Annotated in this window: 34 protein-coding genes; 4 read left to right on the forward strand and 30 right to left on the reverse strand. The window is 34.4% G+C overall.

Translation table 11 applies throughout. The annotated features are described in order from the left end of the window. Positions 1–19 precede the first annotated feature (19 nt). Genes DY109_RS05785 through DY109_RS05795 form a run of 3 tightly spaced genes read right to left on the reverse strand, consistent with a single transcriptional unit; the run spans position 20 to position 2,285 of the window. Positions 20–1,219, reverse strand: a complete 1,200-nt coding sequence (locus DY109_RS05785) for a DUF5710 domain-containing protein (RefSeq protein WP_023945949.1) — start codon at positions 1,217–1,219, stop codon at positions 20–22. Next, entirely contained in the window at positions 1,219–2,076 is an 858-nt protein-coding gene (locus DY109_RS05790; RefSeq protein ID WP_023945950.1) for a hypothetical protein, read from the reverse strand. Before DY109_RS05790 ends, DY109_RS05785 begins: the two co-directional genes overlap by 1 nt. Further along, a complete protein-coding gene (locus tag DY109_RS05795; RefSeq protein ID WP_023945951.1) occupies positions 2,073–2,285 on the reverse strand; it encodes a hypothetical protein in 213 nt (70 codons plus the stop codon). Before DY109_RS05795 ends, DY109_RS05790 begins: the two co-directional genes overlap by 4 nt. 368 nt (positions 2,286–2,653) lie before the next feature. Between DY109_RS05795 and mobC the strand changes: the two genes are divergently transcribed. Continuing rightward, positions 2,654–3,286 (forward strand): plasmid mobilization relaxosome protein MobC, encoded by a 633-nt coding sequence (gene mobC, locus DY109_RS05800; RefSeq protein WP_023945952.1) that lies wholly within the window; start codon positions 2,654–2,656, stop codon positions 3,284–3,286. Continuing rightward, complete coding sequence (gene mobP1, locus DY109_RS05805; RefSeq protein WP_023945953.1) at positions 3,283–4,887, forward strand: MobP1 family relaxase; 1,605 nt, start codon at positions 3,283–3,285, stop codon at positions 4,885–4,887. Before mobC ends, mobP1 begins: the two co-directional genes overlap by 4 nt. A gap of 108 nt (positions 4,888–4,995) precedes the next feature. Here the strand turns inward: mobP1 and DY109_RS11475 are convergent, their stop codons facing one another. The 9 genes from DY109_RS11475 to DY109_RS05850 form a co-directional block, all read right to left on the reverse strand. After that, positions 4,996–5,247, reverse strand: a complete 252-nt coding sequence (locus tag DY109_RS11475; RefSeq protein WP_023945954.1) for a TRL domain-containing protein — start codon at positions 5,245–5,247, stop codon at positions 4,996–4,998. After that, complete coding sequence (locus DY109_RS05815) at positions 5,234–5,515, reverse strand: hypothetical protein (RefSeq protein ID WP_023945955.1); 282 nt, start codon at positions 5,513–5,515, stop codon at positions 5,234–5,236. Before DY109_RS05815 ends, DY109_RS11475 begins: the two co-directional genes overlap by 14 nt. A 67-nt stretch (positions 5,516–5,582) precedes the next feature. Continuing rightward, positions 5,583–6,254 (reverse strand): AAA family ATPase, encoded by a 672-nt coding sequence (locus DY109_RS05820; RefSeq protein ID WP_023945956.1) that lies wholly within the window; start codon positions 6,252–6,254, stop codon positions 5,583–5,585. Continuing rightward, positions 6,251–6,577: a hypothetical protein gene (locus DY109_RS05825; RefSeq protein ID WP_023945957.1), complete on the reverse strand. Its 327-nt coding sequence runs from the start codon at positions 6,575–6,577 to the stop codon at positions 6,251–6,253. Before DY109_RS05825 ends, DY109_RS05820 begins: the two co-directional genes overlap by 4 nt. 167 nt (positions 6,578–6,744) lie before the next feature. Then, entirely contained in the window at positions 6,745–6,969 is a 225-nt protein-coding gene (locus DY109_RS05830) for a hypothetical protein (RefSeq protein WP_023945958.1), read from the reverse strand. Between the two features lie 101 nt (positions 6,970–7,070). Beyond that, positions 7,071–8,198 (reverse strand): hypothetical protein, encoded by a 1,128-nt coding sequence (locus DY109_RS05835; protein ID WP_023945959.1) that lies wholly within the window; start codon positions 8,196–8,198, stop codon positions 7,071–7,073. 75 nt (positions 8,199–8,273) lie between these two features. Beyond that, positions 8,274–10,277 carry a DNA topoisomerase gene (locus tag DY109_RS05840; protein ID WP_023945960.1) on the reverse strand — a complete coding sequence of 668 codons (2,004 nt, stop codon included), beginning with the start codon at positions 10,275–10,277 and terminating at the stop codon, positions 8,274–8,276. Between the two features lie 34 nt (positions 10,278–10,311). Continuing rightward, on the reverse strand, positions 10,312–11,043 hold the full coding sequence (locus DY109_RS05845; RefSeq protein ID WP_023945961.1) for a hypothetical protein: 732 nt from the start codon (positions 11,041–11,043) through the stop codon (positions 10,312–10,314). Between the two features lie 8 nt (positions 11,044–11,051). Continuing rightward, complete coding sequence (locus tag DY109_RS05850) at positions 11,052–11,621, reverse strand: hypothetical protein (RefSeq protein WP_115737820.1); 570 nt, start codon at positions 11,619–11,621, stop codon at positions 11,052–11,054. Positions 11,622–11,824: 203 nt separating this feature from the next. Between DY109_RS05850 and DY109_RS05855 the strand changes: the two genes are divergently transcribed. After that, positions 11,825–12,184 (forward strand): EexN family lipoprotein, encoded by a 360-nt coding sequence (locus DY109_RS05855; protein WP_023949701.1) that lies wholly within the window; start codon positions 11,825–11,827, stop codon positions 12,182–12,184. Between the two features lie 181 nt (positions 12,185–12,365). Here the strand turns inward: DY109_RS05855 and DY109_RS05860 are convergent, their stop codons facing one another. From DY109_RS05860 to DY109_RS05885, 8 genes are read right to left on the reverse strand one after another with little or no spacing between them, the layout of a single operon-like run. Continuing rightward, the gene (locus tag DY109_RS05860; RefSeq protein WP_235148602.1) at positions 12,366–12,809 is read right to left on the reverse strand and encodes a VapD; all 444 of its coding nucleotides are present in this window, start codon (positions 12,807–12,809) and stop codon (positions 12,366–12,368) included. Next, positions 12,806–13,156: a hypothetical protein gene (locus DY109_RS05865; RefSeq protein WP_023949703.1), complete on the reverse strand. Its 351-nt coding sequence runs from the start codon at positions 13,154–13,156 to the stop codon at positions 12,806–12,808. Before DY109_RS05865 ends, DY109_RS05860 begins: the two co-directional genes overlap by 4 nt. Positions 13,157–13,200: 44 nt before the next feature. Further along, complete coding sequence (locus DY109_RS05870; RefSeq protein ID WP_115737821.1) at positions 13,201–14,517, reverse strand: AAA family ATPase; 1,317 nt, start codon at positions 14,515–14,517, stop codon at positions 13,201–13,203. Next, positions 14,514–14,657 carry a hypothetical protein gene (locus DY109_RS11480; protein WP_023949705.1) on the reverse strand — a complete coding sequence of 48 codons (144 nt, stop codon included), beginning with the start codon at positions 14,655–14,657 and terminating at the stop codon, positions 14,514–14,516. Before DY109_RS11480 ends, DY109_RS05870 begins: the two co-directional genes overlap by 4 nt. Continuing rightward, positions 14,651–14,809 carry a hypothetical protein gene (locus tag DY109_RS11485; RefSeq protein ID WP_023949706.1) on the reverse strand — a complete coding sequence of 53 codons (159 nt, stop codon included), beginning with the start codon at positions 14,807–14,809 and terminating at the stop codon, positions 14,651–14,653. The genes DY109_RS11480 and DY109_RS11485 overlap by 7 nt, the downstream gene beginning before the upstream one ends. Before the next feature lies 1 nt (position 14,810). Beyond that, positions 14,811–15,245, reverse strand: coding sequence for a YopX family protein (locus DY109_RS05875; RefSeq protein ID WP_023949707.1), 435 nt, complete (start codon positions 15,243–15,245; stop codon positions 14,811–14,813). Positions 15,246–15,248: 3 nt separating this feature from the next. Next, complete coding sequence (locus DY109_RS05880) at positions 15,249–15,719, reverse strand: class I SAM-dependent methyltransferase (protein WP_023949709.1); 471 nt, start codon at positions 15,717–15,719, stop codon at positions 15,249–15,251. Between the two features lie 23 nt (positions 15,720–15,742). Further along, entirely contained in the window at positions 15,743–15,994 is a 252-nt protein-coding gene (locus DY109_RS05885) for a hypothetical protein (RefSeq protein WP_034327161.1), read from the reverse strand. Positions 15,995–16,116: 122 nt separating this feature from the next. Between DY109_RS05885 and DY109_RS05890 the strand changes: the two genes are divergently transcribed. After that, on the forward strand, positions 16,117–16,797 hold the full coding sequence (locus tag DY109_RS05890; protein ID WP_023949711.1) for a helix-turn-helix domain-containing protein: 681 nt from the start codon (positions 16,117–16,119) through the stop codon (positions 16,795–16,797). A gap of 35 nt (positions 16,798–16,832) precedes the next feature. Here DY109_RS05890 and DY109_RS05895 read toward each other — a convergent pair whose 3' ends face one another. From DY109_RS05895 to DY109_RS05935, 10 genes are all read right to left on the reverse strand, one after another. Beyond that, positions 16,833–17,114: a hypothetical protein gene (locus DY109_RS05895; RefSeq protein ID WP_023949713.1), complete on the reverse strand. Its 282-nt coding sequence runs from the start codon at positions 17,112–17,114 to the stop codon at positions 16,833–16,835. After that, positions 17,107–17,625: a Panacea domain-containing protein gene (locus tag DY109_RS05900; protein WP_023949715.1), complete on the reverse strand. Its 519-nt coding sequence runs from the start codon at positions 17,623–17,625 to the stop codon at positions 17,107–17,109. Before DY109_RS05900 ends, DY109_RS05895 begins: the two co-directional genes overlap by 8 nt. 550 nt (positions 17,626–18,175) lie before the next feature. Next, positions 18,176–19,120 carry a tyrosine-type recombinase/integrase gene (locus tag DY109_RS05905; RefSeq protein ID WP_414629183.1) on the reverse strand — a complete coding sequence of 315 codons (945 nt, stop codon included), beginning with the start codon at positions 19,118–19,120 and terminating at the stop codon, positions 18,176–18,178. Beyond that, on the reverse strand, positions 19,069–19,434 hold the full coding sequence (locus DY109_RS12020) for an Arm DNA-binding domain-containing protein (protein WP_023949718.1): 366 nt from the start codon (positions 19,432–19,434) through the stop codon (positions 19,069–19,071). The genes DY109_RS05905 and DY109_RS12020 overlap by 52 nt, the downstream gene beginning before the upstream one ends. 49 nt (positions 19,435–19,483) lie before the next feature. Next, the gene (locus DY109_RS05910; protein ID WP_147291174.1) at positions 19,484–19,864 is read right to left on the reverse strand and encodes a hypothetical protein; all 381 of its coding nucleotides are present in this window, start codon (positions 19,862–19,864) and stop codon (positions 19,484–19,486) included. Positions 19,865–19,988: 124 nt separating this feature from the next. Then, positions 19,989–20,180: a hypothetical protein gene (locus DY109_RS05915; RefSeq protein ID WP_023949720.1), complete on the reverse strand. Its 192-nt coding sequence runs from the start codon at positions 20,178–20,180 to the stop codon at positions 19,989–19,991. Positions 20,181–20,292: 112 nt separating this feature from the next. After that, the gene (locus DY109_RS05920) at positions 20,293–21,306 is read right to left on the reverse strand and encodes a c-type cytochrome (RefSeq protein WP_023949722.1); all 1,014 of its coding nucleotides are present in this window, start codon (positions 21,304–21,306) and stop codon (positions 20,293–20,295) included. Further along, on the reverse strand, positions 21,303–22,559 hold the full coding sequence (locus tag DY109_RS05925; protein ID WP_023949725.1) for a cytochrome b: 1,257 nt from the start codon (positions 22,557–22,559) through the stop codon (positions 21,303–21,305). Before DY109_RS05925 ends, DY109_RS05920 begins: the two co-directional genes overlap by 4 nt. Before the next feature lie 9 nt (positions 22,560–22,568). Beyond that, on the reverse strand, positions 22,569–23,072 hold the full coding sequence (petA, locus tag DY109_RS05930; RefSeq protein WP_023949726.1) for a ubiquinol-cytochrome c reductase iron-sulfur subunit: 504 nt from the start codon (positions 23,070–23,072) through the stop codon (positions 22,569–22,571). Between the two features lie 134 nt (positions 23,073–23,206). Further along, a complete protein-coding gene (locus DY109_RS05935; protein WP_023949727.1) occupies positions 23,207–24,256 on the reverse strand; it encodes a GDP-L-fucose synthase family protein in 1,050 nt (349 codons plus the stop codon). Positions 24,257–24,288 lie beyond the last annotated feature (32 nt).

Raw genomic sequence — 24,288 nt, forward strand, 5'->3', positions numbered from 1 at the left:
TCTGCATTACTGCTTTAAATTAGAATCTTACAGCTTCATTTCCCATCTCCTTATCTTGAGATTTGTATTGCATTTGCGTTGCTGCTAGTTGTGATTTAACATCTGCTCTTGCCACTGCTACACCCTTAAGCCGCATTAAGTCGTTAAAATCACTAATATTTTTATCCGCCATACTTGGCTTAATAACATTGATTTGAGGATACTTTTCTTTACACTTTAATGCGGCATTAAGTCCTGTATTGACTTTATTTTTTAAATCATTATCCGCGCAGATAGTAATTTGTTTATGGGGGTATTTTTCAAGTAGTGCCTCGCATACATTTATTAAATTTCCAGAATCTACCGCCATTATGCTTGGCTTATCAAGCAGAATTTCTATACTCTTAGCAGTTGCAAAGCCCTCGCAGATATAAAACTGATCGTGCAAATCTAATGGTTCAGAGCTGTAAAAGCACCCTTTTTTCCTTGCTGAGTATTCCTCGCCATTTTCTCTTTCTTTTTGAGTTTTGATTACACCGATAATCTTATTGCTATTAGCAGCAATTCGTTGCACACTCCACATCTTACCATCACTATCACTCAAAGGAATAAGTAAATTACCAAATCTATCCACCCTTAAATTTTGAACTTCAATGCCCTTTGCCTTCAAGTAGGGGTGATTGACTTGCGCTATCTGTGCATTATCGTATTCATCTTTTAATCGTGCAGCTGTTTTTTCATTAAGTCTTAACTGCTCTTCCTTTCTTTGAGCTGCTCTTAATTCATTTGTTTTTTTAATGGCTTCAATTTCTGCATTACTTAGAGATTTAACTTGAACTTCTTGTTCTAACTTAAATTTCCAATTAACTCTTTCTCCTGTTTTAAAATTCTCAATATATCCAGCAGGATATCCATCTATATATCCAACATAAGCCCCACTTTTTTCGCTCCCCTTATCGCCACTGACTTTTACTCGTTTGATTTTGCCATCCATTATAGGCAATCCATCAATAATTAATCCGCTCTCACTCAAAGCCTTGTTAAATTGTTTGTATGCTTCATTGATGTCAATTTCATTTTCTTGTGGATATTTCCATTTATTAAATTGATGCAAATCAGTATTGCCAGATACATACCATTTTTTAGATTCGCTATCCCATTTTGCACCAAGACTTTTGGCTTCTTCCTTATCCTTATATGGAACATAAAGATAGTGTTTTTGTATTGGTGGGCGAGGCATTACCTATCCTTTCCTAAACTTGGATTCTGATTGCTTCGCTCCCTTGCTTTACTTTTACTTTTTTTTTGATTTTTAATTGCAATCTCGCTTTTCTTTTTGATCTCATCAATCTTTTCTTGCGAAACTTCAATTTTAGATTCCGTATTTGATTTTTTTTCTATGGTATCTTTTTGATTTTGGGCGTTATCTATAATTTGTCTTGCCTCTTGTGGAGAGATGTTTAATTTTTTTGACATAAGTTGTGCAAACTTATTATTGTCTATTTCAGCTTGACTGCTTGGTGTTTTGTGGTGAGCTTCTCTAATTGCTCCTTGAAATCCAGCTAAAAAACCTGCTAACTCAGGACTAGACAATCCTTTTGCCAAATCTGCCATTTTGCCTATAGTATCCCAGCCTTTTTCATCTAATTCATCTAAGCTTAGTGTCGGTGGCATTTTTAAAGCAGAGCAAAATTTATCTAGTCTAGTATCAGTATGCTCCTTTTCTTTTTGTGCTACTTTGGATTCTAAATCCACTCCAAAATTTTCGCGCAAATGGTTTATACCTTTTTCAAAATGTCCCATACCCAATGGCACAGACATATATTCCTCTACTCTCCTGCCATTTAATCCATAGGCAATACTAAATTCTATATTTGGTGTGTCTATATTGCCATTACTTTTTATATTTTCTTTGCGTGCAACATCAAGTGCGACTAGATGAGAAAGCACACTATCAATTTCATCTTTATTATTGTTTTGTCCATAAGTATCTTTATGTTCATTCACTAAGCTAAGTGTTTTATTGGTCTCATTAGATTCAAAGCTGATTTCAAAAAAATCATCGTCTGTCTTTTTTAAATTATTGAAAATGCTCATTCTTTATCCTTTATATTAGATTTTGTATTTTTTGGTGTAGTTTCATTAAATATTGCTACCAACTTTTGAAAAGATTCGTTGATTTTTGGAGAAGACTTGATAATGTTATTAAGCTCTTCATTGTTTTGTGCCTCATTAAAAATGCTAAGTGAAAGATTTTTATACAAAGTATTGAGCTTTGCATTTTCTTTTGCAATTGCTTTTTTCATAGCAGCCGCATACTGTTCCCTCAAAGATTTAATATATGGCGTCTCCATTTTAAGTTACCTTTCCTTTAGTGTTATATAAAAATAATATCAATTTATATCATAAATTTAAAAATATATAGATATAAAATATCAAAAATACTTGACTATTTGATATTTATATGAAATAATGCGTTTTTAAGAATATGTAGAATATGTAGAATATGTAGAATATGTAGGATAGGGAAAAAGGTGCAAAATGTAATACATTTTTAAGCCTTTTTTCCACAAATTTAAAAATTTGTCCTGTGTCTTGCGAAGCTCTTAAGTCTCAATTTTGTAAAACACAAATTTGAGAAAAGTCCTAGCAAAGATTTTGCTAGGAAGTCGTTTTGAAAAATCAAAACGAAGTGTTTTTATTTGATAATACTTTTGCATTACCAAACAAAATAGCAAACACCAAACATAAGGATGAGGGTAGGGAAGTGGCAAACAAAAATACGATTATTTCATTTAGAATCTCTTTGCAAAATGCAGATGTTTTAAATCAATTATCCAAAGAATTGCATATGTCAAAATCAAGCATACTTAATGATTTGCTGTATAAACATTTGCAAGGCTCACAACACTTTAAAAGAATAGAATCTGTCAAAGAGTCTTCTAAAGAAGTTTATAAGACTATTAAAATCTCATTCACAAGGAAAGAATACGATTTGCTGAAATGTATAGCGCAAAATACAACTACAAGCTCCGTGCCAAAGTTTATAAAATTCCATACACTTAATATGATTTACAATTCCAAAATCCTTGACAATAAAGAGATTGAAGCACTTGCACTTACTCGAAGCGAACTTAATAAAATTGGTGTCAATATCAATCAAATTGCGCGAGTGTTAAACACACAAAGTGAAGCAGACATAGCTTCTAATCTGCTTACAACATTAGAGCACTTAGATAGCAAACTTACACAAATGTCTAGTGAGATTAAAGCACTATGTCATAATTCACAAGGAATTTTACAATGAGTGTTACTCCAAAAAGATTTAGCGATGATGAACTTGAGTGGAAAGCAAAGAAAATAAAAAATGTGCGAATTGAGCACGCCAAAATTAATCAAATCAATCTCGCAAGAAAAAAATCAAAACCACTTGTCTCTTTCAAGCAAATTGTCCAAAGCAATCCAGCAAAAGCTAAGCTTTTAAAGCGTGAAAAATTATCAAACAATGGCTATGAAGTAGTATTTAAAATTACTTCAAACGCAAAAAATACAAAGCAATTGAGCGCACATATTAACTATATTTCAAGGCAAGGGAGTTTAGAGCTAATAGATTCTGATTTGAATATTTATACCAACAAAAAAGACCTTGTGTATTGCCTTGAAAATTATCAAAATGGCTATGTTATCCCAAATGAAAATGAAAATAAAACAGAGCGGAGAGAAACTTACAATATGGTTTTTTCAATGCGTGATTATGATGACTGCGATGAGAGTTCGCTTAGAAATGCTGCATTTGAAACGATAAAAAATCTCTATCCAAACACACATTTTACACTTGCCTTTCACAATGATACAGATAATCCTCACTGCCATATTTGTTTAAAGGCTACCAACAACGATGGTTCGCGCATTGATATTAAAAAGGCAGATTGCTTGAAAATTCGTAAGAGCTTTGCCGACAATCTTAACAAGCGTGGAATCTATGCTCTCGCCACAAGCAGAAGAGATAAGGTTCGCGGAAGACAAATCGCAAACAATAATCTAGAATATGTAGAACCAAAAACCTTGCACGAACATAATGCCAAACCACATTATTATAGAGTGCTAGATTTTGGTGAAGCACCATACAATAATGATATTCTCAATAAACCTAGCTATTTTATTAGCTATTACACACGCAAAGGCAATGCAACCATTTGGGGAGAGAATCTGCGGCAGATTGTAGAGGATTCTAAATTACAAAAAGGAGAATATGTGCGCATTGCAAAAATAGGCTATGAGTTGCGTCCTTATGAGTTTGAGAAAAAAATTAAAGGCAGACTTTATACTATTAGCACAGCAACAAAGGTTGCTAAGTGGGATATATCTGTAATGAATCGCGCAGAAAAAAGCTTCATAAAGCTCCCTAAGGTTAAAGTAGTAACGACTATGAAGCTAAAAGAAAGCAATATAAAAAGCACAGATTCTACAAACATCACAGAGAATGCACCAAAACGCTATACTAAACAAGAGTGGGCAAATTATTACGCCAAAAAAGCAAATTTAACACAAAGGATAGAAAATGCAAAACCTAAGTCAAGAAAATACACAAGAGAACAATGGGCAAAATACAATGCAGAACGAAAACTTGGAGGACAAGGAGGCATCATTAAACCAAATTCCACTTTATACAAGTCCAACGCTCCTTCTCTTAGAAATCGACCCAAATCCTATGCCGATATGTGCGGAATGTCCAAGGGCAATGTGGCATATAAGCAAAGTAGCAGACCAAGCAATGATAAGGTGCTTTTGCCAAGCAATGCACAGCATAACCTACGAAGCAATACAAAGCAAGAATCCAAAGGGCGAAATGATAATAGAGAATTGCGATGGACAACTAGCGGCGATACAGGAACTACTAGAGAATGATGATAATTGTTAGATTTTATTATCTCAAGATAAATGGGGGGGGGGTAAATACTAACAAATTGCACTGAATAACCTACTAGCTATACAAAGATAGCTGGTAGGTTAAGGTTAATTACCTGAAACAATGGTTGTATAAGTGCTATAAATGCCAAGCACACTAAATGCTTTAGTATCTACAGCCTTAATTGATTGAATGCGCCCATTTTTTGCTGCTGTCTCAATAGAACAATCACCAATAGCTACAAGAGCTAAAATGCTTGTGCAAGTCGCCTCTCCTTTTTCAACCTCGTTCCAATAAAGCGTGCTTTTCCCAGCACCATTAACACCAGCAAAGATAAAGGCTGTTTTATTTTGATTCATCTTTGTCTTCCTTGTTTTCAAACCCCTTACTATCCAGCCACGCATTGAGTGCTTGAGTGAAAATATATGTTTGTGTCTCTATTCTTTTGGCATTTTCACTATTTTGGTAGCGTTTTAGACGCTCTATGAGCTCTATGGGTAGCAAAACGCTAAAAACTTTAGTTTTTACTACACCCTTTGTTTCAGCCCTACCGCCATTTTCAAATTCACTCTCACTTACACCTTTACTTTGTAGAGGCTGTGCTGTTTGTTTTTTAAATCCACCCATTTTTATTCCTTAATTAAAATATTTAAAACATTTTACAATAATTTTATTTACAATATTTTATAAGTATTTATAATGTTTTTCCAAATGCCACGATTTCCTCGCATAAAGCTTGAAATTCGTTCTCTGCCTTATCATCGTTAAACTCATCTAGACTTTTACCATCTATTACAGCCCTCTTATATGCTCTGCGCTCATAAATCAATGATTTTAGAATGGCTACTTCCTCCAAGCTCTTATCTTTAATAGCAGATTCTACAAACTCCTTTAACTCATCTAACTCTTTATGCAAAAATGGATTTGGACTAATTTTGTTAAAGAGAATAAGACAATGAAGCTTTGGATTATTCTCTTTTGCCAAGTTAAACACTTCTAGCATTCTATCTAGCACCACTACATCATATTGTGATGGGATTGTGGGGATAATAAGCAAATTTGCCCTATTCATAGCTATTCGCATCTCTTTACTATCAGCTCCTCCTGTATCAATAATTACACAATCGTTTTTGCTTTCTTGCAAAGTGATTTCATCTTTTAATGAACTGCCCAATTTACTTATATTTGAAAACAACGGCTTTAATTCACTATCGCTTCTATTATTGCTAAAAACTTCACTGCTCCGCTGTGGGTCTGCGTCAATAAGTGTTACTTTATCACCTTGTTTGGCTAGATAGCACGCTAGATTTACTGCCATTGTAGTTTTGCCACTACCACTCTTTTCATTTGCTATGGCAATTATCATTCCTGCTCCTTTGCTTTAATATTTTTTACACACTCTTTAATGAGCATTTCCATATCAATGTTTTCACAACCAGCATTGAGCCTACTGCCAATTTCTCTTAAAATATCTCTTTGCAACACTTCCTCAAATCTCTCACTTAATTTTTCTCTATCAAGCCCAGAGAATCCTTCCCACTCTTCATCATTTATATATACAGCTATGCTGTTTATCACACCATTGTCTGTATAAACTTCAAGGTTAATTCGCTTAATATGATATATACTAAACAAATCATTTGTATATTTGCTCTCCAACACGACAAAGTCATTTTTTTGTTTATTCATTTTTTATCCTTTATTTTACAATTATTTATAATTTTATAAAATAAAAATAAATGAAAATAAATTATTTAAATCTAAATATAAATAATTATAATTTAATATTTTTAAATATATATAAATAATTTAAAAAAATTTAATATAAAATATATTACTTGTTAATACTTTTTAATTTATTTTTCTACTTGTATTTTTCTGGCAGTTTCATTTATAGCTTTAATTTCAAATGATTTGGGCGCAAAAGTGCTTACATAGCCTTTCTGTTGGCTCATTTTTTGGATTTCTTTTATTATTTGGTTGTTATCTCTGCGTAAAGCGTCTAAATATGTGGCGTTTGGATATTCATTGTGCTTGATTTGCTCACTTAAATATTCTATAATTTCTGTATTTTTTAGCAATTTTACTTCTTGGCTTTGTATGTGTTCGTAGATATTGGAGAAAAAATTATTAATTCTCGCCCACAATCCATTAAACTTAATCACACTTCTAAAATCGTTCTCTAGTATGTTGCTTGTGTTGATTCTATATGATAGATTATCAGGCTCAATATAGTTATAGCGGCGATATTTGCCTCAAATCTAGTTCGTAAGCCTTTAACAACTATATCTTCACCTAATTTATAATTTTCCCCAACAACAATGTGTTCTTCTTCGGCTATCAAGCTTGGAGCTTCACCCCTTTGCCTTGTGGCTACGAAATTTGGTATTTGTGTGGATTGTGGAATATTTGTAGTTTGCGAATTAGAATCTGCTTTTTGCTCTGTCTCATCAGTTCTTTGGGTTTGATTTTTGGTAATATCCTGTAGTTCTTGCGTGGTAGCATCGCCACGCATTGAATTTTCTAATAATTCCCCTCTGTTAGATTCTCTTTGTGTTCGCTCATTAGAATGTCCCATATATTGTTGTGATTGGGACTCATACGCATTTGTTGCTTCATCCACTCTAGGCAATGTTGATTGGGGCTTACTCCCATCACTTCCAACACTCCATAAGGTGTTAGGTTCGCTATGTTGGGTAGAAGTGATGCCTGCATAAACGCTTCTATCTCCACTTCCAGCTGCTTCTCCGCTAAATAAGTCAGTCTGTCGTAATCCGCCACCTTTATTGCTTTGGGATAGAGATGTTTCGCCCACCGCAAGAGTATTACCATTATCCATCTGTGATGATAGTTCGCTTGTATTGCCGAGTTGAGATCTTCCCACGCTAGTGGATTGAGATATTGGGGCAGAATCTGCCAATCGTCCTCTATTATCGTCCAAATCCTCCTGTCGAAATAAAACTCTATCGGTGGATTGACTAGAATCTGAGGCAGTTTTCTCTCCAATTTGCTCACTTCTATCTCCCATATCTCCTCGTGTATGGTCATATTCCCATACCCGTCGTATCCCTCCTCCTTCACTTTCTTTAGAAATGCTTCCTGCTCTTGCTGTGTCGCCTGAAAGTTCCCTCTGCTTTTGAGGAGTTCCGCTAGTCTCTCCTTGTCCTTGAAATACTGCTCTATCTGCTCTTTGGTCTCTATATCTATTACTTGGGTTGAAGACATCATTTTGAAGCTCTCCTTTCTCATCATAGTAGTCAAAGACACTAAAAAGAGTTGGTCCATTTTGCACTTTTTGTGTTTTTGCCATTATAACTCCTTTAAAGTAAATAAAATTAAATATAAGTAAATATAAGTAAATATAAGTAAATATAAGTAAAATATTTTATTTACTTATTGTATTTAAAACAGGTTTGCCATTTTTCTCTACCGCAGTAAATTTGCAGCCATTGCTAAACTCACTGCACCCATAAAATGCACTCTTGCCACTTTTAATTCTACGTAAATGCCCTTTTTTGCATTGTGGGCATACAATCGCTCCTGAGATTTTTATCTCTAGATTTGCCTTTTTGATATTCTCAATCTCAAGCCTTACAGAATCCAATACATCACGCAAGAACTCTTCTTTACTCATCTCACCCTTTTCAATGCTTTTTTGGTATTCAAACCATAAAGCAGTCATATCAGGGTTTGAGAGCATAGGACTTACGCATTTAATCAAATCACGTCCTAGTTGAGTGGATTTGATACTTTGCTTTTTATCACTGCTGCAAGTGATAAAGCCTTGTGTGATAAGCTTGTCTATCATTTCACTTCGTGTTGCAGGTGTGCCAATTCCACCACTTTCGCCTTTCTTATCTTTATCTTTTTCCACAAGAAGCTTTTTAATTTTTTCATTTTTGACATATTTTGCGACTTGATTGAGGTCTTTTAAAAGTGTGGTCATTGTGTATTGTGGCAGTGGCTTTGTTTGGAGTGTCTTTATCTCGCTAGATTGCAAAGTAGCGGTATTACTTGTGATGTTTTCTAAATCTAGCTCTATTTCACTCTCTTCCTCACTAGATTCAGTAAAGATAGCCTTAAAGCCGCTTTTTGTAGTTTTAGAAGCACTTGTGTTAAACTTTATGCCACTATATTCTAGCTCTACACTATATGCGATATACTCCCTTGCTTCATAAAACTGCATAGCAAAACGTTTAGCTATCAGCATATAAATGTTCTTTTCTGCTTCACTTAATCCTGAAAAATCAAACTTGCTATTGAGCGGAATTATTCCATAGTGAGCAGAGAGATTTTTATCGTTAAATGCTTTGCTTTTAATGCTTAGATTGGCTTTGCTTAAAAAGTCTTGTTCGCCTATGTTTGCTTTTAATGCTTCTAAAATTCCTTTACTTTGCTCATAAATCTTTTCAGGCAGATATTGGCAATCGCTTCTGTTGTAGCTTATGGCTTTATATTTTTCTCGCAGTGTTTGTGTATAGGTTAATGTATCTTTTGGAGAATAGCCATAGAGCTTTGCCGCTTCAGTTTGCAAAATCAAAAGATTATAGGGCAGAGGAGGATTTTCTTTTTTTGGTGTTTTGTTAATCTTAATATTGAATTGCTTAGATTCTGTAGCTGCCTTTATGTTTTCAATTTCAGCTTTAACTAAAATTTTTTGTTCCGTCTTTAGATTGGCTTTAATCTTTAAAGAATCTACTACAAACTCACCACTCAAACTATAATAATCTATGCTTTTAAAATTCTCATTTTGTAAATCTCTTTCTACAATGAGGCTTAAAATAGGTGTCATCACACGACCAACCCTTAGTGTAGTATTGCCTCCCTTAGCACGATAGGCACAAGTGTATGCTCTTGTAAGGTTTATACCTACAATCCAATCTGCAATACTTCTAGCAAAGCCTCTATCGCTCATTGTTTTAAACTCAGCATTAGGTCTTGCTTTTTGAATCTCCTCACGCACTGCTTCAGGCGTGATGTCATTGATTAACACACGTTTTATAGGCTTTGTGTTTTTAGCATAGTCTAAAATCTCATCAACAAGAATCTGTCCCTCATCATCAGCATCACCGCAGTGCATAATCTGCGTTATTTCTTTTTTATTGATTAGCTTGATTATTTCTTTAAGTTGTTCTTTGGTCTGCTCTTTTGGTTTGTGTTTGTATGTATCTATCTTAAATGGCAAGTGTTCTATTTGCCATTTCTGCCACTCTTTATTGTAATCGTGAGGCTCACAAAGCTCTAATAGATGACCAAAGCTCCAAGTTATATAGTCATCGCCTTTTGTGTAATATCCAATACCTTTATTTGAATGGCTCTCAAATTTGCCATTTAAGGCAGATACAATTGCTTTTGCCAAATCTGGTTTTTCTGCTATAAAAAGTCTCATTTGCTCTCCTTTTGTGTGATTAAATTTGCACATTTCATCTATCTTTTCCTTTGTCAATAGATTGTTCTTTAGCGTTTGTGTTAGGTATAAAGCCTTTTTGTACAAACTTTTCTATCTTTTGCTTCATTTTGACAATGGCAGATTCTGAAACATTAGGCAAGGTTACATTTGTATTTTTATTATTTTGTGCTATAGTTTCGTTAGCAGAGCCACGAAAATCGGGGTCATTAAAATAGGTAGCAGAGCTGACCCTGTCTGCTTGCCTCTGCGTTCTTTCCCCTCTTTCTGTTTTACTATGGGCTGTTAAAAGCCTATTGATTTCCTTATCATCTTTGATATACTCTCTGCTTCCATAAGCCAAAACACTTTCATCATTTGCTTTTACTTTCCAAGTGTGGTCATTAATTTCTGCGTTATATTCCGCTTCCACATTCTTAGCTACTTTAGGATAAGGGAGCATTTCTTCTGTGGTTACCATTCCTCTTAATGCTGGATTATCAAGATGTTTGTGTATTTCTTTTTCCATAAACTCCCTATCTACAACCACATCTCCAACATTGCTTCTTACAATAGTGCTGGGCTTATCATTCTCTAGCACTTTATACATCTTGCTGCTTTCTTTTTTGGATTCTCTCTCCCAAGCAATGTCTTTAAGATTTTGGATTCTTTCTTTGATAGATTGAATAATCTCTTTAGTAGAATCTTCTAGTCTTTTGACTTCATTTTCTAAAGCTAGGATTTCTTGTTCTAATTCTTTATCACTCATTGCTGTTTTTATCCTACCAACTTCTTTATTAGCTCTTTAAGTTCTAATAGCTCTTCTTTACCTTTTGTTTCTTTGATTTCATATCCTCCCTTTACAAGCTCATCATTCAAATGAAGCTTATATTCATCTTTTAATAGAGCATTCAGTGCGTCTAAAATCTCTTTAGAAAGAATTGAGCTTTCTTTATAGACTTCCTTGATAGAATCATTATTTTCCTTAATGCTCTCATCGCTGCTTATGTAGCTCTTAATGCAATCTTCATTGACTTCTTTATTGTTAATAGCAAGCTTATAATCTTCCATAGTGCTTGCTTTGATTTCCTCTTTGTTAGGCTTATCTCTATAAAGCTCATCTAAAATGGCATTTACCAAAGGCATTTTGACTTTTGAGCTTTGCGTTTCTCCTTGTTTGTTGATAATATTGCAAGCACTTGCTATTTCTTCTTTAAGATTTTCTTCTCTATCTTTTTTAAGCACTTCTAGTTTTGCTCTCTCTTTATAGAGATTGCTTAGCTTTGCATAGAGACCTTTAAGCTCTTTTTGCTCTTCTTGGTTTAAGTTGATTGTATTGTTATTCATAGTCGCCCTCCTTTGTCAATAGATTGTTCTTTAGTCTTTGTGTTAGACATAAAACCTTTTTGTGCAAATGCATCTATTTTTTGCTGCATTCTTTTAAGTGCAGATTCTGAAACTTTTGTGAGATTGGTTTTGTTTTCTAATGGTTGAGATAAATATTCTTCGTTTTTAGTTCCATAACTTATCTAGCTTTAGGAGCAATCATAATGAAAAAAATCTTAACATTTGCCACAATACTTGGATTGATACTTACATTAAGCGGTTGCGGAGATTCGCCAAGAAGCATAGAAGATCTACAAAAGCTTTCAAAGGCTGAGCTTAAGTCGATGGGTGAAGAGTGCTTAGGCTTTTATTATGGTACGGGTTTTAAATCAAAAAAAGAAGCAGAGGAACAATGGGGGGAGATAGAGAAGATAGCCGCAAATATTAGTCAATTTCGTGGAAAAGAGTTACGTAGTGCCAAAAGTTTTTCGTATAAGAGTGTAACCGATGACGAATTTGCTAAATTTGGCAATGGCAACGAATTTTTTAAAAAAATCATAGAATGCGGTAGATTGCCGAAATAATAGCGGAAGCAAAAACAATGGGAGCAGATATAACGTGTCAGAAAAATACAAAAATGTAGGCAAAGATAAAGAATAAAAAACATTTAAATTAAAACATTATATTTACTTATAAATACAATATTTTAAAATAAACTTTCCGCCCTTTCCACGATTTATCAGAATCTGATAGCAACAAATAATCTCACCGCTCAATGTCTTTCTTAGTTGCTTTTATAGAATCTTTATTTAGATTCTGTGATTTAGCCATATTATCTATTTTTTGCTGCATTCTCTTAATGGCTAAGTCTTGTTTGCCTTCCAGCCTTAAATCTTGTGCGATAAATTTATCTTGTAATTGTTGTGTGTAGTCAATCATTACAGGTTGGTCATAGCCTCTTATACTTTTGACACATTGAGGTAGCCAAGTGAGTGTATCACTCATTTTCAAAATTAATACGCCCAATTCATCATCATTAAACTTGGTTGTAGAATCATACACAGAGCCTTGCGTGTGCTCAAAATGATGTTTATGCAAAAAACTGCCTATATCATTATAGGCGTTATGCCAATCACCCTTAGTATAATGCTCTTGTAAGACTTTGGTATCTAAGTCAAAGGCTATGGATTTAAGCTTTTTCTCACTCACGCCCAAACACCTATTTTTTCCTTTTTAAGCAATGCAATCATATCCCCCACATAGTTTTCATTATTGCTATCCCCTAGCCATTCCCAGCTTTTGACATTTGTAGTGAACCAATCACATTTTGATAAGCAATTAAACACTAAAATCCCCAAATGTGCTTGAGCATTCTTTTCCCCTCTAAACTCATAGTGATTCTTAGAGACTTTTGTTAGCCCAGCTCTTTTTGTGGCAAACTCCTCTATCTTTGTATACATCATATCAAGGTCATATATGTTCTCTCTTAAGATTTTCTCCTCGTCAAGTTCAAATCGTGTGCCAAATATTGCCTTTTGTGTCGCAGGTGCTGTCATAAGTTCTCCTCATAATTTCAAAATATATAGGCAATTATAGCAAATTAACCCACCATTATTTCACTATTCATACTTTTATTGGAATCTAGCAGTGGCAAATATATTTTAGTAATACCATAACCACTTTTTCTATATGTCTTTTCTGCCCTATAAAATACTCCATCATACTTATCAAGTAGCTTCCATAATGAATTTTTGCCCACGATTTCTAAGTTGTTTGTCGCCTTTTTGCAAACTAGCTCTGCTAAATCTTTTTGTGCAATTCCATTTTTAGATTCCGTGATGACTGCTTTAATGAGATTGAGCGTATTTTCTATTTTAGTTTCAATTTTATTTGATGTTTTAGATTCTATGGCAGTATTAAGTGGAGTGTAGATTTTTCGCACACCACCACCTTTTGGCGTGAAAGTATGGATTTTAAAGAGTTTGTTTTCAAATTCAGCAAGTAAATTCCATAATGAATTTTTACCTACAATCTCATAGTAATTTGCATTTGCAATCTTTACTATTTGTCTCGCTAAATCACTTTGAATAATGCCATTTGGATTAGCATTAATAACTTCTTGAGCAAGTTCAAGTGTTATTTGCTGCTTTTGACTTAGTCCTATCCTAATATCATCACGAAAAAATATCGTATGTGTCTTATTATCTATAATTGCTCTTTGTGCTTTTGTATCTAACCTATATTTTTGTGGCTCTAAATCTAGGCTAAGAGTTTTGGAGTTACTATTTTGAATAAAGGATTTTGATACATACCACGCTTCATCTACGCTATCTATAAAGGCTGTTGCACCTTTATACATCTTATTATTCTCTTCACCATATTGTTTTGGTTGATGGTGCAAGAAAATAATAGTCGCTCCTTTGCTTCTAAGTTTTTGCAATCTTTGCAGATAGCGAGTTACCTTGATGTCATCTTTAATATCAAAATTAATAAAGTTGCGAATGCTATCTATGATAAGCACGACATTTTCTAGGTTGTATTCTTTGAGTTTATTAAAGATACTAAAATATTTATGAGGATTTACAAAGTAATACTCCAGCTTTGCACCGCTAGATTCTACAATCTCATTTAACCCGCGTGCAGTTAATGCAGCTTCACTATTATCGCCATCTAGGTAAATGACTTTTGATACATTTGGCTTTTTAGCTAAAAAATAGGCTAATTCAAGTGATAAAAGTGATTTGCCCACTCCTGCAGAGGCATAAACCATATTTAAACTGCCGCGCATTAAAAAGTTATCTATTAACCATTTTGACCTTTCTGTTGCCTGAGCCATATATTCCTTATTAGCCAACTTGGCACAATTGCTAAATATTCCATTTACCAGAGGTAAATTTTCTACTTTTTCTGTTTTCATTGTATCTCCTTTATATTGAAATTCATATCTATTTGCTCTTTACCAAATAGCTCAATCTCTTGTGGATTCTCTGCTTGGATAGTAAATTTCTCTTTTGCCTTTAGATTGAGTGATTCTCTTATTTGAAAATCATCTAGCATATAGAGGATTCTTTTTTATCTCTTGACAAGAATAGATGAATTGTTGCTATTCTCTTATTTTTAGTATCAAGTAAATCCCAAATTTTAAAGGATTTTGTATCCTTTGCCATCAAGAATCCTACACATTCTTGTTTTTCATTGTAGATTTTCATTTCACTCCCTTAACAACTTACTATTCTTGTGGATATTACCTATTACTTCAACCTCATAATATTCAAAATCAAAAACATCATTATTATTTGTTGTTTTATACATCATAAAATACAAAGGTATAGAATCATCGTGATATTTCTTGACTATTGCTATAAATGGCTCTGCTTCCTTTGGATAATCTGGGTCTATAATTCTTTCTTTAGCCTTTACAATATCCCCTTCATAAATCTTTACACCATTTTTATCTTTAAGCCTTATCCATAGTTCAATTTCACAATCTTTAATTTCTTGATGTCCAAGAAGCTCATTAAATTCTGTTACGAAAGGCTGTTTGCTACACTCTGAAATTCCTATCGCAATAGGTTCATTCCCTGCATACAAAAGCCTTTTATTCTTATTATCCCAAATCCTAAAGTCAAGTTCTTGTGGTTTCATTCTTTACTCCTTAAAAAATACACAAAAATGTGAGGTCTTACTCGTCTTTTGCATAAGCAAAGGCTCTTTATTAAAACAATTTAGAATCTCACTTAAACTAATTTGTGCTTCACTCCACTTAAAAATCAAAGTGCCATTTACCTTTAGCACTCGCATACATTCCTTAAAGCCCTTAGCTAAATCCTCTTTATAAGTTTTATTCAATTTGCCATACTTTTGCACCATAAAGGATTTATCACTACCATTTTTTATATGTGGAGGGTCAAATATTACAAGAGAGAAACTCTCATTTTCAAAAGGTAAATCTCTAAAATCTGCTATCACATCTGGCTTAACACTAAAATGCTCATCTTTTTGCTTACTCTTTTTAAAGATAGTTTCAAACTCACGCTTATCGCAGAATAACACATTAGGATTTTGTTTATCTGCATAAAACATCTTGCCACCACAGCATACATCAAGGATAGGTTTCATTTTGTATTTCCCTTTTCTTGCCTTCATTCTACAACATTAGTTTGATTTGTTTCCCTTTCTTGCAGTTTAGAAAACCAATCCATAATTGCCTCGCGCTGATAGCAAACCTTGTTTCCTACCTTGAAGAATGGTATTGCGTAGTCGCCATCGTTTTTCTTGCTTTTACGTGTTCTTAGTTTGGATTGTGTAGCCACACTGATACCAAATTCTATCTCAAATTGTTTTGGGCTTAGTACAGCTGGGTTGTTAGGCTCTCTCCTCGTTCTTACCAACATATTATCTCCTTTTTATATCTGCTATTAAGATATTAAATGATATTATTTTAACTATACCTAAAGAAAATTAACAAATTAATTTGTTAAGATATAATTATGTTAAAAATACGCAAGAGGAAATTATGGAAACAAAGCAGACAGAACAAATCAATAAAGCTGAAAAGTTGCGTAATCTACGCTTATTTTTTGGAATCTCACAAAAAGAGTTTGGTAAAAAGCTTGGTTATACAAGAGAAACACTAAATGCCTATGAGCGAAAAGTCAATCCTGTGCCACCTATCTTAATTGAAAAGATTAATAAAACTATGGGGATAGGGCGAGAATATTTTGAAACTGATATGACCCTACAAGAAGCAGTAGAGAAATATCATATAAAACCTAGCGATATTGATATGCTAGGTGATTTTGGTGAGACAAACTGCTTTGTCTATGATGGCATTGAAAATTATGCTAAAAATACTTCCATAGAAAAAAATAATCTAAAATTACATTTTTTTGAGCTACTTTTTAGGCTAAACTACAAGTCTAGCTATCATTTCATAAGACTAAATGATACCACCAATGAGCCATTTGCAAGCAATGGAGATATTTTAATTGTGCTAAAAGATACAGCGGCTGTCAATGGAGACTTTGTTATTGTTTGTTTCAAGCGAAGCTATATCATTTTTCAATATTTTATATCTGGGCTTGATGAAGTGTTATTAAAAGGTAACAATGGCATAGAAATTAAATTAAGTGGTAATGATATTGATAAAGTAGAGATTCTAGGGATAATAAAACAAAAGGTTGTTGTGTCAATGTAAAAAGTGCTAATATAGACTTTTAAGCTGGTTTCTTGCTATCTTTCCCCAATCCAGCTCACAGCAGTGATTTGCAAAGTTTCTTTATAATATACAACTTTTAATGAGTTGGTTTTGACACGAAAGATTCCTGGTGGATATTCATGTTCATTGTCTAAAATCTCTTTCGCTTGCCTTTTGATACCCCCACATATTCCAGCGAATGGTTTTAAAAATTTCTCTTTATGTGTATTGTAGAGCTGATGTATTGATGTCTCGCAATCTTTTGAAATATTATCAAAGTATTTCCACAAATCATTAGGATTATCAATTTTAGCCATTTACGTCATCTTGTGTTGCAGGAATAATATCCTGTAAGAATACTGATTCTAAGGGCATTATTTTTCCTTGCTCTATGGAGTTCCATAACTCATCGTGCGTTTGGTTAGAGATTTGTTTTGCAGATTTATTTTGCAATTCCACAATAACCTTGTCTAATATACTTATCTCTTGTGCGCTAAATTGGTTTAAATCAGGCTCTTTTAAGCACAAAAAACATTGTTGCTTATATCCATACTTTGAAGTATCAAATGGCTTGATAATGCCCTTTTCTTGCATATTTTTTAGAATCTTTTCTATATTTGTAGGCATAGGACCTTGTGGCATTTTTCTATACTCTAAATCGGTGAGTTGTTTATAGTATTTATACATAAACTCCCTATCTGCAAACCACAGAATTTTAACAAGCTTAACCTTGCCTAGCTTATTTGCTATGCCGCTACACTGAAAATAATTAATAATATAAGCAATGATTGCTTTTGTTTTATCTGATACAATTTGTGATTTTGTCATTTTGCACACCTCTTTTAGTCCTCATATATGAGGAATGTAACTCAACTTTGAGATATAAAGAAAATATTAAAGTAAAGACCGCCTTAAGAAATCTTGGTGCATATGCTAATATAAAAGGCTTTGCTAAAATGGTAACATATTTTGTAAAATAAATGCTTAAATTATGTTTATTTTGGTCGTGTGTAAAGAGTTTTGATACATACAAGAAAATATAGACTTTAAAAAATGTGAGTTAGAAATAAAGGGATAAAAGACTAGAAAATAAGCTTTTATATATTTTAGCTCTATGTCTTGCAGAATTGCTTTCTATTAATACACCTTTGCACACGCTTATAGACAAAAAGTACTTTTTCAATACTTTTATATGCTTAAAACATCAATAAATAGGCACTTTTAGGCTTTAAAATTATTACTACCTACACACATATATATAAAAAGTGTAGATTTTTACACCCTATAAATACTGCCATATATGTAATTTTGCACCTTTTGTTTTTTATAAATTGTGTCATAAATACGCGTAAAATAGGGCAGGGCAATTAAAATGTGCTTAGAGCTTAAAATCACACAAAGCATTCAAATAATCCCCATACCATTGCATTAGAATCCTCTGCTGTTGCAGTGTGCTTTTTTCTCGCTCATACGCATATTTAATACTATTTGTCTCTTTATGTGCCAAACAAACCTCAATCACTTCATCACTAATACCCATTTGTAATAATTCCGCTTTATGTAAAGTGCATATAGTTCTAAATGTGGCTCTAAATCCGTGAGTAGTAACCTTACCTTGCCATTTGCCTTTATTTAGTCGTCTTAAAGCCTTGCTTAGTGTGTCTCTATGAATATGTCCCTCTTTGCTAAGAGTAGGGAATACAAATGAGCTATTAAGCATACCAAAGTCTGCTTTTTGTAGCTCTAGGATTCTTAAGGCATAAGAGCTAAGAGCAATAGTAAAAGGCTCTCGCATTTTCATTTCTTTGGCAGGTATGCTCCACACTTTAGTTTCTAAATCTATGTGTTGCCATTTGCTACCTGCAGTATTTGCTGGGCGATTTACACATAGAATCTGCAAATATAATGCCCTCTTAATTTGTTTTTCTATATGTGCCGCACTTAAATCTTGCAAAAACTCACGCAAATCATTCTCTTTAGTCAATGCTGCAAGGCGTGGGTCAATATCATTGTCTATGTAATACCTCTTAATGCTTGGAAATTCTTTTTCTAGCCCTAGTGTTGGGTCATACTCTATATAGCGGTCTTTTAATGCAGGGGCTAGGATATTTCGCAAGGCAGTCTTTGCTCTTTTAATTGTCTCTAGTCTAGGTAAGCGTGGATTGTTAGAATCAAATATCGTATTAAAGACTGATAGAATATTTGAATACTTAATCTCTCTTGCGTCCAAATGTCCAAAATGAGGCAATAAATGCCTATTGCATAAATTTTCTACAACTCTAATTGTTCTTTGAGTTTGTCCTTTTTTACGCTTTTGTGCGATGAAATCCTTGTAAAGATTCTAAAGAGATACTTGTCTGTATCTAACTCACCACCACTTTCAATAATTCTAAGCTTTTCTGTAGCTTCCTTTCTTGCTTCTGCTACACTATAAATACCTTGCCTAAATCGTTTGAGTGGGATATTTTTTTCCTTATTACCATTTCTCAAACGCAGTGCAAAGGTTTTTGTGCCACTTGGATACACAAACAAGATGAGCTCACTAGGATTACCTACAACTACACGATATTTCTTTTCTTTTGGTTGTAATGCTCTTATATCTTTATCAAAAAGGATTGTTTTGGCTATGCGGCTCATTACTTACCTCTCTTAAATAAAACTTTTAAGATAGTATAAACAAGTTCCCTTAAAAGTTCCCAAATAAAAAGAAATCAACTGATATTAAACCATATTCAAATGAAAAAATAAAAGCTAAAAATAGTGCTATTTGTGTAGTTTTTGAAAACAAAAAGAAATAAAAGGAAAGTAGTCGTGGCAGAGAGCTTGGGGAGTCTGCAACAAGATCAAAGTGATTTACAAAGCAATCAAGCCATTTTTGGATAATTTCAAGCGTTTTTGGGGTTTTTTCATATATATGATTGTAGTGTGATGTATCAGTGATTTTTGGATTATTAAGGACGCCAAAGTGAGCAAAAATATCTGATTTTGTCCAAGTTTTTGCTTTATGCTCTAATAAATCAATGCTCATCATTTCATTTTTATCAACTTCTGCGATTTGCTCTAGCAACACCTCTCTGCCTTTTTTATCAAAACTGCACCCAATATCAGCATAGATTAAAATATCATTATCGCGTATTTGTCGTAGCGTCTGTAAGATAATCTGCGGCTTCCAGCACCAATAGCCATAGCCTCTACTTATTTGCCCCCCCCCCTAAATAGATCTTATCTTTCATTTGCTCTCTAAAGCTTAAATCAAGATTTGTTTCATTATAGAGAAAAATCTCATCAAAAACCCTCAATTCCTTTGCTTCTTGGTAGAATCTAAAGCTTGATAAACAAAGCCTGCTATCACCAAAACTGCATAGATAAACTTTTTGATTCATTGTTTTTCCTTATTTTTTGCTTGATTTATTTCTGCAAGAATTTATTTTTTTGCTAGATAAATTAAAGCCATTGCTCTTGGCAATGACTTGAGTAAGATAAATTGTCGGAGGATTAATGTAGATCGTTCCAGATTTTTCTTTTCCAAAGGTATGCCAAAATAGACATAACGACGAAAAATATAATAATCTTAAAGCCTAAACTCTCTCGCTCTGCTTTTTTGGAGTCGCCCACAGATTCTAGATAAGCAATGATTTGTTTTTCAGCTTTTTGGGTAGCTCCTACGCGTGGCATAGAAGTATTTGCCAAAAGCTTTTGTGGATCATTTATAAATTTCTCCAAATAATCCGCACCTCGTGATCGAATCATCATAGAAAGATCAGGAGCTTTTTTGCCAAGGTATCGCTCAACATCGCTAGGATTACTAAGTGCGGGCACAGAATCATAATTCACACTATGGCAACGTGCGCAAGATTGCTCAAATGCTTCTTTGTCGCTTAGTTCTTTTGGTGCGATAGATTCTAGATAGACTACAACATCTGCAAGCTCTTTATCGCTGAAGTGCATGTAAGGAGGCATAGCGTGGTTAAAGTCATCTTTTTCCCAAAGCTTAGAAGCAAGGATTGGGTTTTTTATAAAATGCGCAAGATAATTTCTATCTAGCACAGATGCGATATTTGAGAGATCAGGAGGTAGCACTCCATAGGCTGCTGCCACTTCTTCATCAGACTGACCAGTAATGCGTGTGAGCCCCTGTGAAGCAACATTATGGCAAGTAAGGCATTGCTCCATTATGATTGCTTTGCCTTCTTGTGCGTTTCCTTGAGAGAAATCAATATCATTCCAAAATGCTTCAAGCTGTGCTAAATTGTTTTGTAATTTATCAAGCTTTTTTTGCGCTTGCTTGATTTCTTTGTCATCTTTTGCCTCTTTAGCTGCTTGAAGTTTTTGCTCTGCTAGAGGTATTTGCTTTTTGATTTGCTCTATCGCTTCTGCGTCAGCTTCTTTGAAATCATAATTTGCTGCGCTTACTTTTGGGTGCATAATGCTATGTGCAAGAGGTTCTACACCCCAATATATAATCCCCACAACAACTGCAACAATGACTAAAATCTTAAACTCTCTCATTGTGCACCTCCTTGTTTTTTGCGCTCACATATAGTGATAAGCGGTAGAGCGACAAAAATAAGCAACAAAAATGAGATTGAAGCTACACAGCCGATGTAGGTATTGATCCCTTCTGGTGGAAGTTTGCCATAAATAGTCAGCACAATAAGATCAACAACAAGAGCCCAAAACCATATAAAATAGCCATTTCTTTGATGAGCAGGGCGCACTACAGGGCTTCTATCAAGCCAAGGCAAAAAGAGGAATGCAACTTGTGCGATTCCAAATGCTACAAGCCCTATATCTGCCGCTTTAATCGGTCCTACATTAAAGAAAAATCCACGCAACACTTCATAACTCCATAAGAAATACCATTCAGGATAAATATGTGTCGGAGTGGCGAGCTGATCGGCTGGATCGAAGTTAATAGGATCCATAGCAAAATCAAAGTGATAGCACACAAGATAGAAAAACAAAATCATAAAAAGACATATCACAAAAATATCTTTTGAGAGAAACACTGGCCAAAATGGAATAACTCTAGATTCTGCTTTTTTGCCTTCTTGGTATTTTTTTGCTTCAGCTTCAAAGTCGATTTCTTCGCCTTCTTGGTTATTGACATGAGGAAAACGCAAAGAATAAAAGTGAAATGCAATAAGAAGCATAATCACCACTGGCAAAAGCACGACATGGAGCATAAAAAATCGAGTCAATGTAGCGTCTGCTACGACATAATTTCCTCGTATCCATTCTGCAAGCTCAGCCCCGATAAATGGCACGCCTGCAAAAATTTGTGTAATAACCGTTGCAGCCCAATAGCTCATCTGTCCCCAAGGAAGCATATATCCACTAAATGCTTCTGCAGAGAATATCACAAAAAGCAACATTCCGCCAATCCATACCATTTCGCGACCTTTTTTGTATGAGCCATAATAAATCGCTACAAACATATGGATATAGATGATCACAAATATCACACTTGCTGCCACTGCGTGAATATGTCGCCATAGCCAACCATATTCGACTTCTTTCATAATCGTGTAATTCACACTATAAAATGCCAAATTTGCATCAGGTTTGTAATACATCAGCAAAAACAATCCGCTAATAACAAGCAATGTAAAAAGAACCAACAAAACAACCCCCATTGCCCAAAGGAAATTGATGTTTTTTGGAATCCAATATTCTGTCATCATCACCTTAAAAAATGACTTGATAGCAAGCCGCTGATCAAGCCAATCTACAAAGCCATTTGCTTTTTTTATCTGTGCCATTGTCTCTCCTTATGCTTGCGCGATCATTTTTTCGTATTCTGCACCACTTACACCGAGTGTTAAGATTGTGCCTTCTATCTTAAAGGGTGGAATATCAAGCGGTCGAGGAGGAGGCGTGCCAGCTATATTGATACCATCAGTTGTGAATCGTCCCCCATGACAAGGGCACAAAAACTCACCCTCATCGGCTTTATAAAAAGGTATGCACCCCAAATGTGTGCAAATTTGCAGTCCTAAGGTATAAATATCCTCACCGATTTTAAAATCTCGCTTTTCATCAAAATGATCGCCTTTGATTTTTTTGATGATAAATACAGGTTTTCCTCGCCACTCTACTCGAGAAAAATCCCCTTCTTTCATATTTCCAATATCAATTGTGGTAATCCCCGCTGAGATGACACTTGGAAGCGGATCCCAAGTTTTTTTCATCGCAATGAGCGAAGCGATAGCACCCACAGCAGTAACTCCGCCTAATGTCATGCCTAAGAAATCGCGTCTTTTGACTTCAGCCATTTTGCATTTTCTCCTTTTCCTTTAGGTTTGTATAAACTAGCTATTTTAGCCCTAAAGTCTTAAAACTATCTTTAAAATAACAAAGAAAGCGATGAGAATAAGAGATGAATTTACACATTTTGTGTTTTTTGTTTTTAAGCGTTTGCGCGCATTTGATAATGGCTAAAAACGCTCTTTATTCCAGATTCTAGTGTGATTTGTGGGCTCCAGCCTAGAGCGTTGATTTTACTAGAATCTAAAAGTTTTTGATATGTGCCATCGGGTTTTGATGTATCAAACACCAACTCACCCTCAAAGCCTATGATATTTTGGATAAGCATAGCAAGCTCTTTAATGCTTAAATCCGAACCAAAGCCGATATTTATATGTGTATTTTTGACTTCAGTGTTTTGGGTTGCTACATCGCTAAAGTCGATATTTTCCATGATATACACGCATGCTTTTGCCATATCCAAAGCATGCAAAAATTCTCGTCTTGGATTCCCGCTTCCCCAGATTTTGACAGAATCTTTATCAATGCCAAATGAACGCAAGTAATCTTGAAGTGATGAGCCACTGAGTTTGGTATTTTGCTCGATGGTTTTTGTGTTGTTTTGGCTTAGGAGTTTGGCAAGATAGATTTTGCGTATAAGTGCAGGCAAAACATGTGAGGTTGCAAGATCAAAATTATCATTATTGCCATATAAATTTGTCGGCATCACGCTTAAAAAATTACAACCATATTGTAATGAAAAACTCTCGCACATTTTGAGCCCCGCGATTTTGGCTATCGCGTAGGGTTCGTTTGTGTATTCAAGCTCGTTTGTGAGGAGATATTGTTCTTTGATTGGTTGGGGTGCGTTTTTGGGGTAGATACAAGAGCTTCCCAAAAATAGCAATTTTTTTGCATTATATTTATAAGCATTAAAAATAATATTGTTTTGGATAGTGAGATTCTGATAGATAAAATCCGCACGAAAGGTGTTATTAGCATGTATGCCACCGACTTTGGCTGCTGCCAAAAAAACATATTCAGGCGCAAGGGTTTTAAAAAATTCCTCTGTCGCGACAGAATCTATCAAATCAAGCTCGCTATGTGAGCGCGTGATGAGATTTGTATAGCCTTTTTGTTTTAAAACCTCTATGATACTCGAGCCGACAAGTCCATTATGCCCAGCTACAAAAATTGCAGAATCTTTCTTCATGTGATTGTCTCTAAATTTAAGATTAAGGCTGA

The organism is Helicobacter fennelliae (assembly GCF_900451005.1).
Lineage (GTDB): Bacteria > Campylobacterota > Campylobacteria > Campylobacterales > Helicobacteraceae > Helicobacter_B > Helicobacter_B fennelliae.

What these genes read in the sequence shown, in the direction of transcription:
- DY109_RS05785 (WP_023945949.1), bottom strand. Translation starts at nt 1,219, where the DNA reads ATGCCTCGCCCACCAATACAAAAACACTATCTTTATGTTCCATATAAG.
- DY109_RS05790 (WP_023945950.1), bottom strand. Translation starts at nt 2,076, where the DNA reads ATGAGCATTTTCAATAATTTAAAAAAGACAGACGATGATTTTTTTGAA.
- DY109_RS05795 (WP_023945951.1), bottom strand. Translation starts at nt 2,285, where the DNA reads ATGAAAAAAGCAATTGCAAAAGAAAATGCAAAGCTCAATACTTTGTAT.
- mobP1 (WP_023945953.1), top strand. Translation starts at nt 3,283, where the DNA reads ATGAGTGTTACTCCAAAAAGATTTAGCGATGATGAACTTGAGTGGAAA.
- DY109_RS11475 (WP_023945954.1), bottom strand. Translation starts at nt 5,247, where the DNA reads ATGAATCAAAATAAAACAGCCTTTATCTTTGCTGGTGTTAATGGTGCT.
- DY109_RS05815 (WP_023945955.1), bottom strand. Translation starts at nt 5,515, where the DNA reads ATGGGTGGATTTAAAAAACAAACAGCACAGCCTCTACAAAGTAAAGGT.
- DY109_RS05820 (WP_023945956.1), bottom strand. Translation starts at nt 6,254, where the DNA reads ATGATAATTGCCATAGCAAATGAAAAGAGTGGTAGTGGCAAAACTACA.
- DY109_RS05825 (WP_023945957.1), bottom strand. Translation starts at nt 6,577, where the DNA reads ATGAATAAACAAAAAAATGACTTTGTCGTGTTGGAGAGCAAATATACA.
- DY109_RS05835 (WP_023945959.1), bottom strand. Translation starts at nt 8,198, where the DNA reads ATGGCAAAAACACAAAAAGTGCAAAATGGACCAACTCTTTTTAGTGTC.
- DY109_RS05840 (WP_023945960.1), bottom strand. Translation starts at nt 10,277, where the DNA reads ATGAGACTTTTTATAGCAGAAAAACCAGATTTGGCAAAAGCAATTGTA.
- DY109_RS05845 (WP_023945961.1), bottom strand. Translation starts at nt 11,043, where the DNA reads ATGAGTGATAAAGAATTAGAACAAGAAATCCTAGCTTTAGAAAATGAA.
- DY109_RS05850 (WP_115737820.1), bottom strand. Translation starts at nt 11,621, where the DNA reads ATGAATAACAATACAATCAACTTAAACCAAGAAGAGCAAAAAGAGCTT.
- DY109_RS05855 (WP_023949701.1), top strand. Translation starts at nt 11,825, where the DNA reads ATGAAAAAAATCTTAACATTTGCCACAATACTTGGATTGATACTTACA.
- DY109_RS05865 (WP_023949703.1), bottom strand. Translation starts at nt 13,156, where the DNA reads ATGACAGCACCTGCGACACAAAAGGCAATATTTGGCACACGATTTGAA.
- DY109_RS05870 (WP_115737821.1), bottom strand. Translation starts at nt 14,517, where the DNA reads ATGAAAACAGAAAAAGTAGAAAATTTACCTCTGGTAAATGGAATATTT.
- DY109_RS11480 (WP_023949705.1), bottom strand. Translation starts at nt 14,657, where the DNA reads ATGCTAGATGATTTTCAAATAAGAGAATCACTCAATCTAAAGGCAAAA.
- DY109_RS11485 (WP_023949706.1), bottom strand. Translation starts at nt 14,809, where the DNA reads ATGAAAATCTACAATGAAAAACAAGAATGTGTAGGATTCTTGATGGCA.
- DY109_RS05875 (WP_023949707.1), bottom strand. Translation starts at nt 15,245, where the DNA reads ATGAAACCACAAGAACTTGACTTTAGGATTTGGGATAATAAGAATAAA.
- DY109_RS05880 (WP_023949709.1), bottom strand. Translation starts at nt 15,719, where the DNA reads ATGAAACCTATCCTTGATGTATGCTGTGGTGGCAAGATGTTTTATGCA.
- DY109_RS05885 (WP_034327161.1), bottom strand. Translation starts at nt 15,994, where the DNA reads ATGTTGGTAAGAACGAGGAGAGAGCCTAACAACCCAGCTGTACTAAGC.
- DY109_RS05890 (WP_023949711.1), top strand. Translation starts at nt 16,117, where the DNA reads ATGGAAACAAAGCAGACAGAACAAATCAATAAAGCTGAAAAGTTGCGT.
- DY109_RS05895 (WP_023949713.1), bottom strand. Translation starts at nt 17,114, where the DNA reads ATGGCTAAAATTGATAATCCTAATGATTTGTGGAAATACTTTGATAAT.
- DY109_RS05900 (WP_023949715.1), bottom strand. Translation starts at nt 17,625, where the DNA reads ATGACAAAATCACAAATTGTATCAGATAAAACAAAAGCAATCATTGCT.
- DY109_RS12020 (WP_023949718.1), bottom strand. Translation starts at nt 19,434, where the DNA reads ATGAGCCGCATAGCCAAAACAATCCTTTTTGATAAAGATATAAGAGCA.
- DY109_RS05915 (WP_023949720.1), bottom strand. Translation starts at nt 20,180, where the DNA reads ATGAATCAAAAAGTTTATCTATGCAGTTTTGGTGATAGCAGGCTTTGT.
- DY109_RS05920 (WP_023949722.1), bottom strand. Translation starts at nt 21,306, where the DNA reads ATGAGAGAGTTTAAGATTTTAGTCATTGTTGCAGTTGTTGTGGGGATT.
- DY109_RS05925 (WP_023949725.1), bottom strand. Translation starts at nt 22,559, where the DNA reads ATGGCACAGATAAAAAAAGCAAATGGCTTTGTAGATTGGCTTGATCAG.
- petA (WP_023949726.1), bottom strand. Translation starts at nt 23,072, where the DNA reads ATGGCTGAAGTCAAAAGACGCGATTTCTTAGGCATGACATTAGGCGGA.
- DY109_RS05935 (WP_023949727.1), bottom strand. Translation starts at nt 24,256, where the DNA reads ATGAAGAAAGATTCTGCAATTTTTGTAGCTGGGCATAATGGACTTGTC.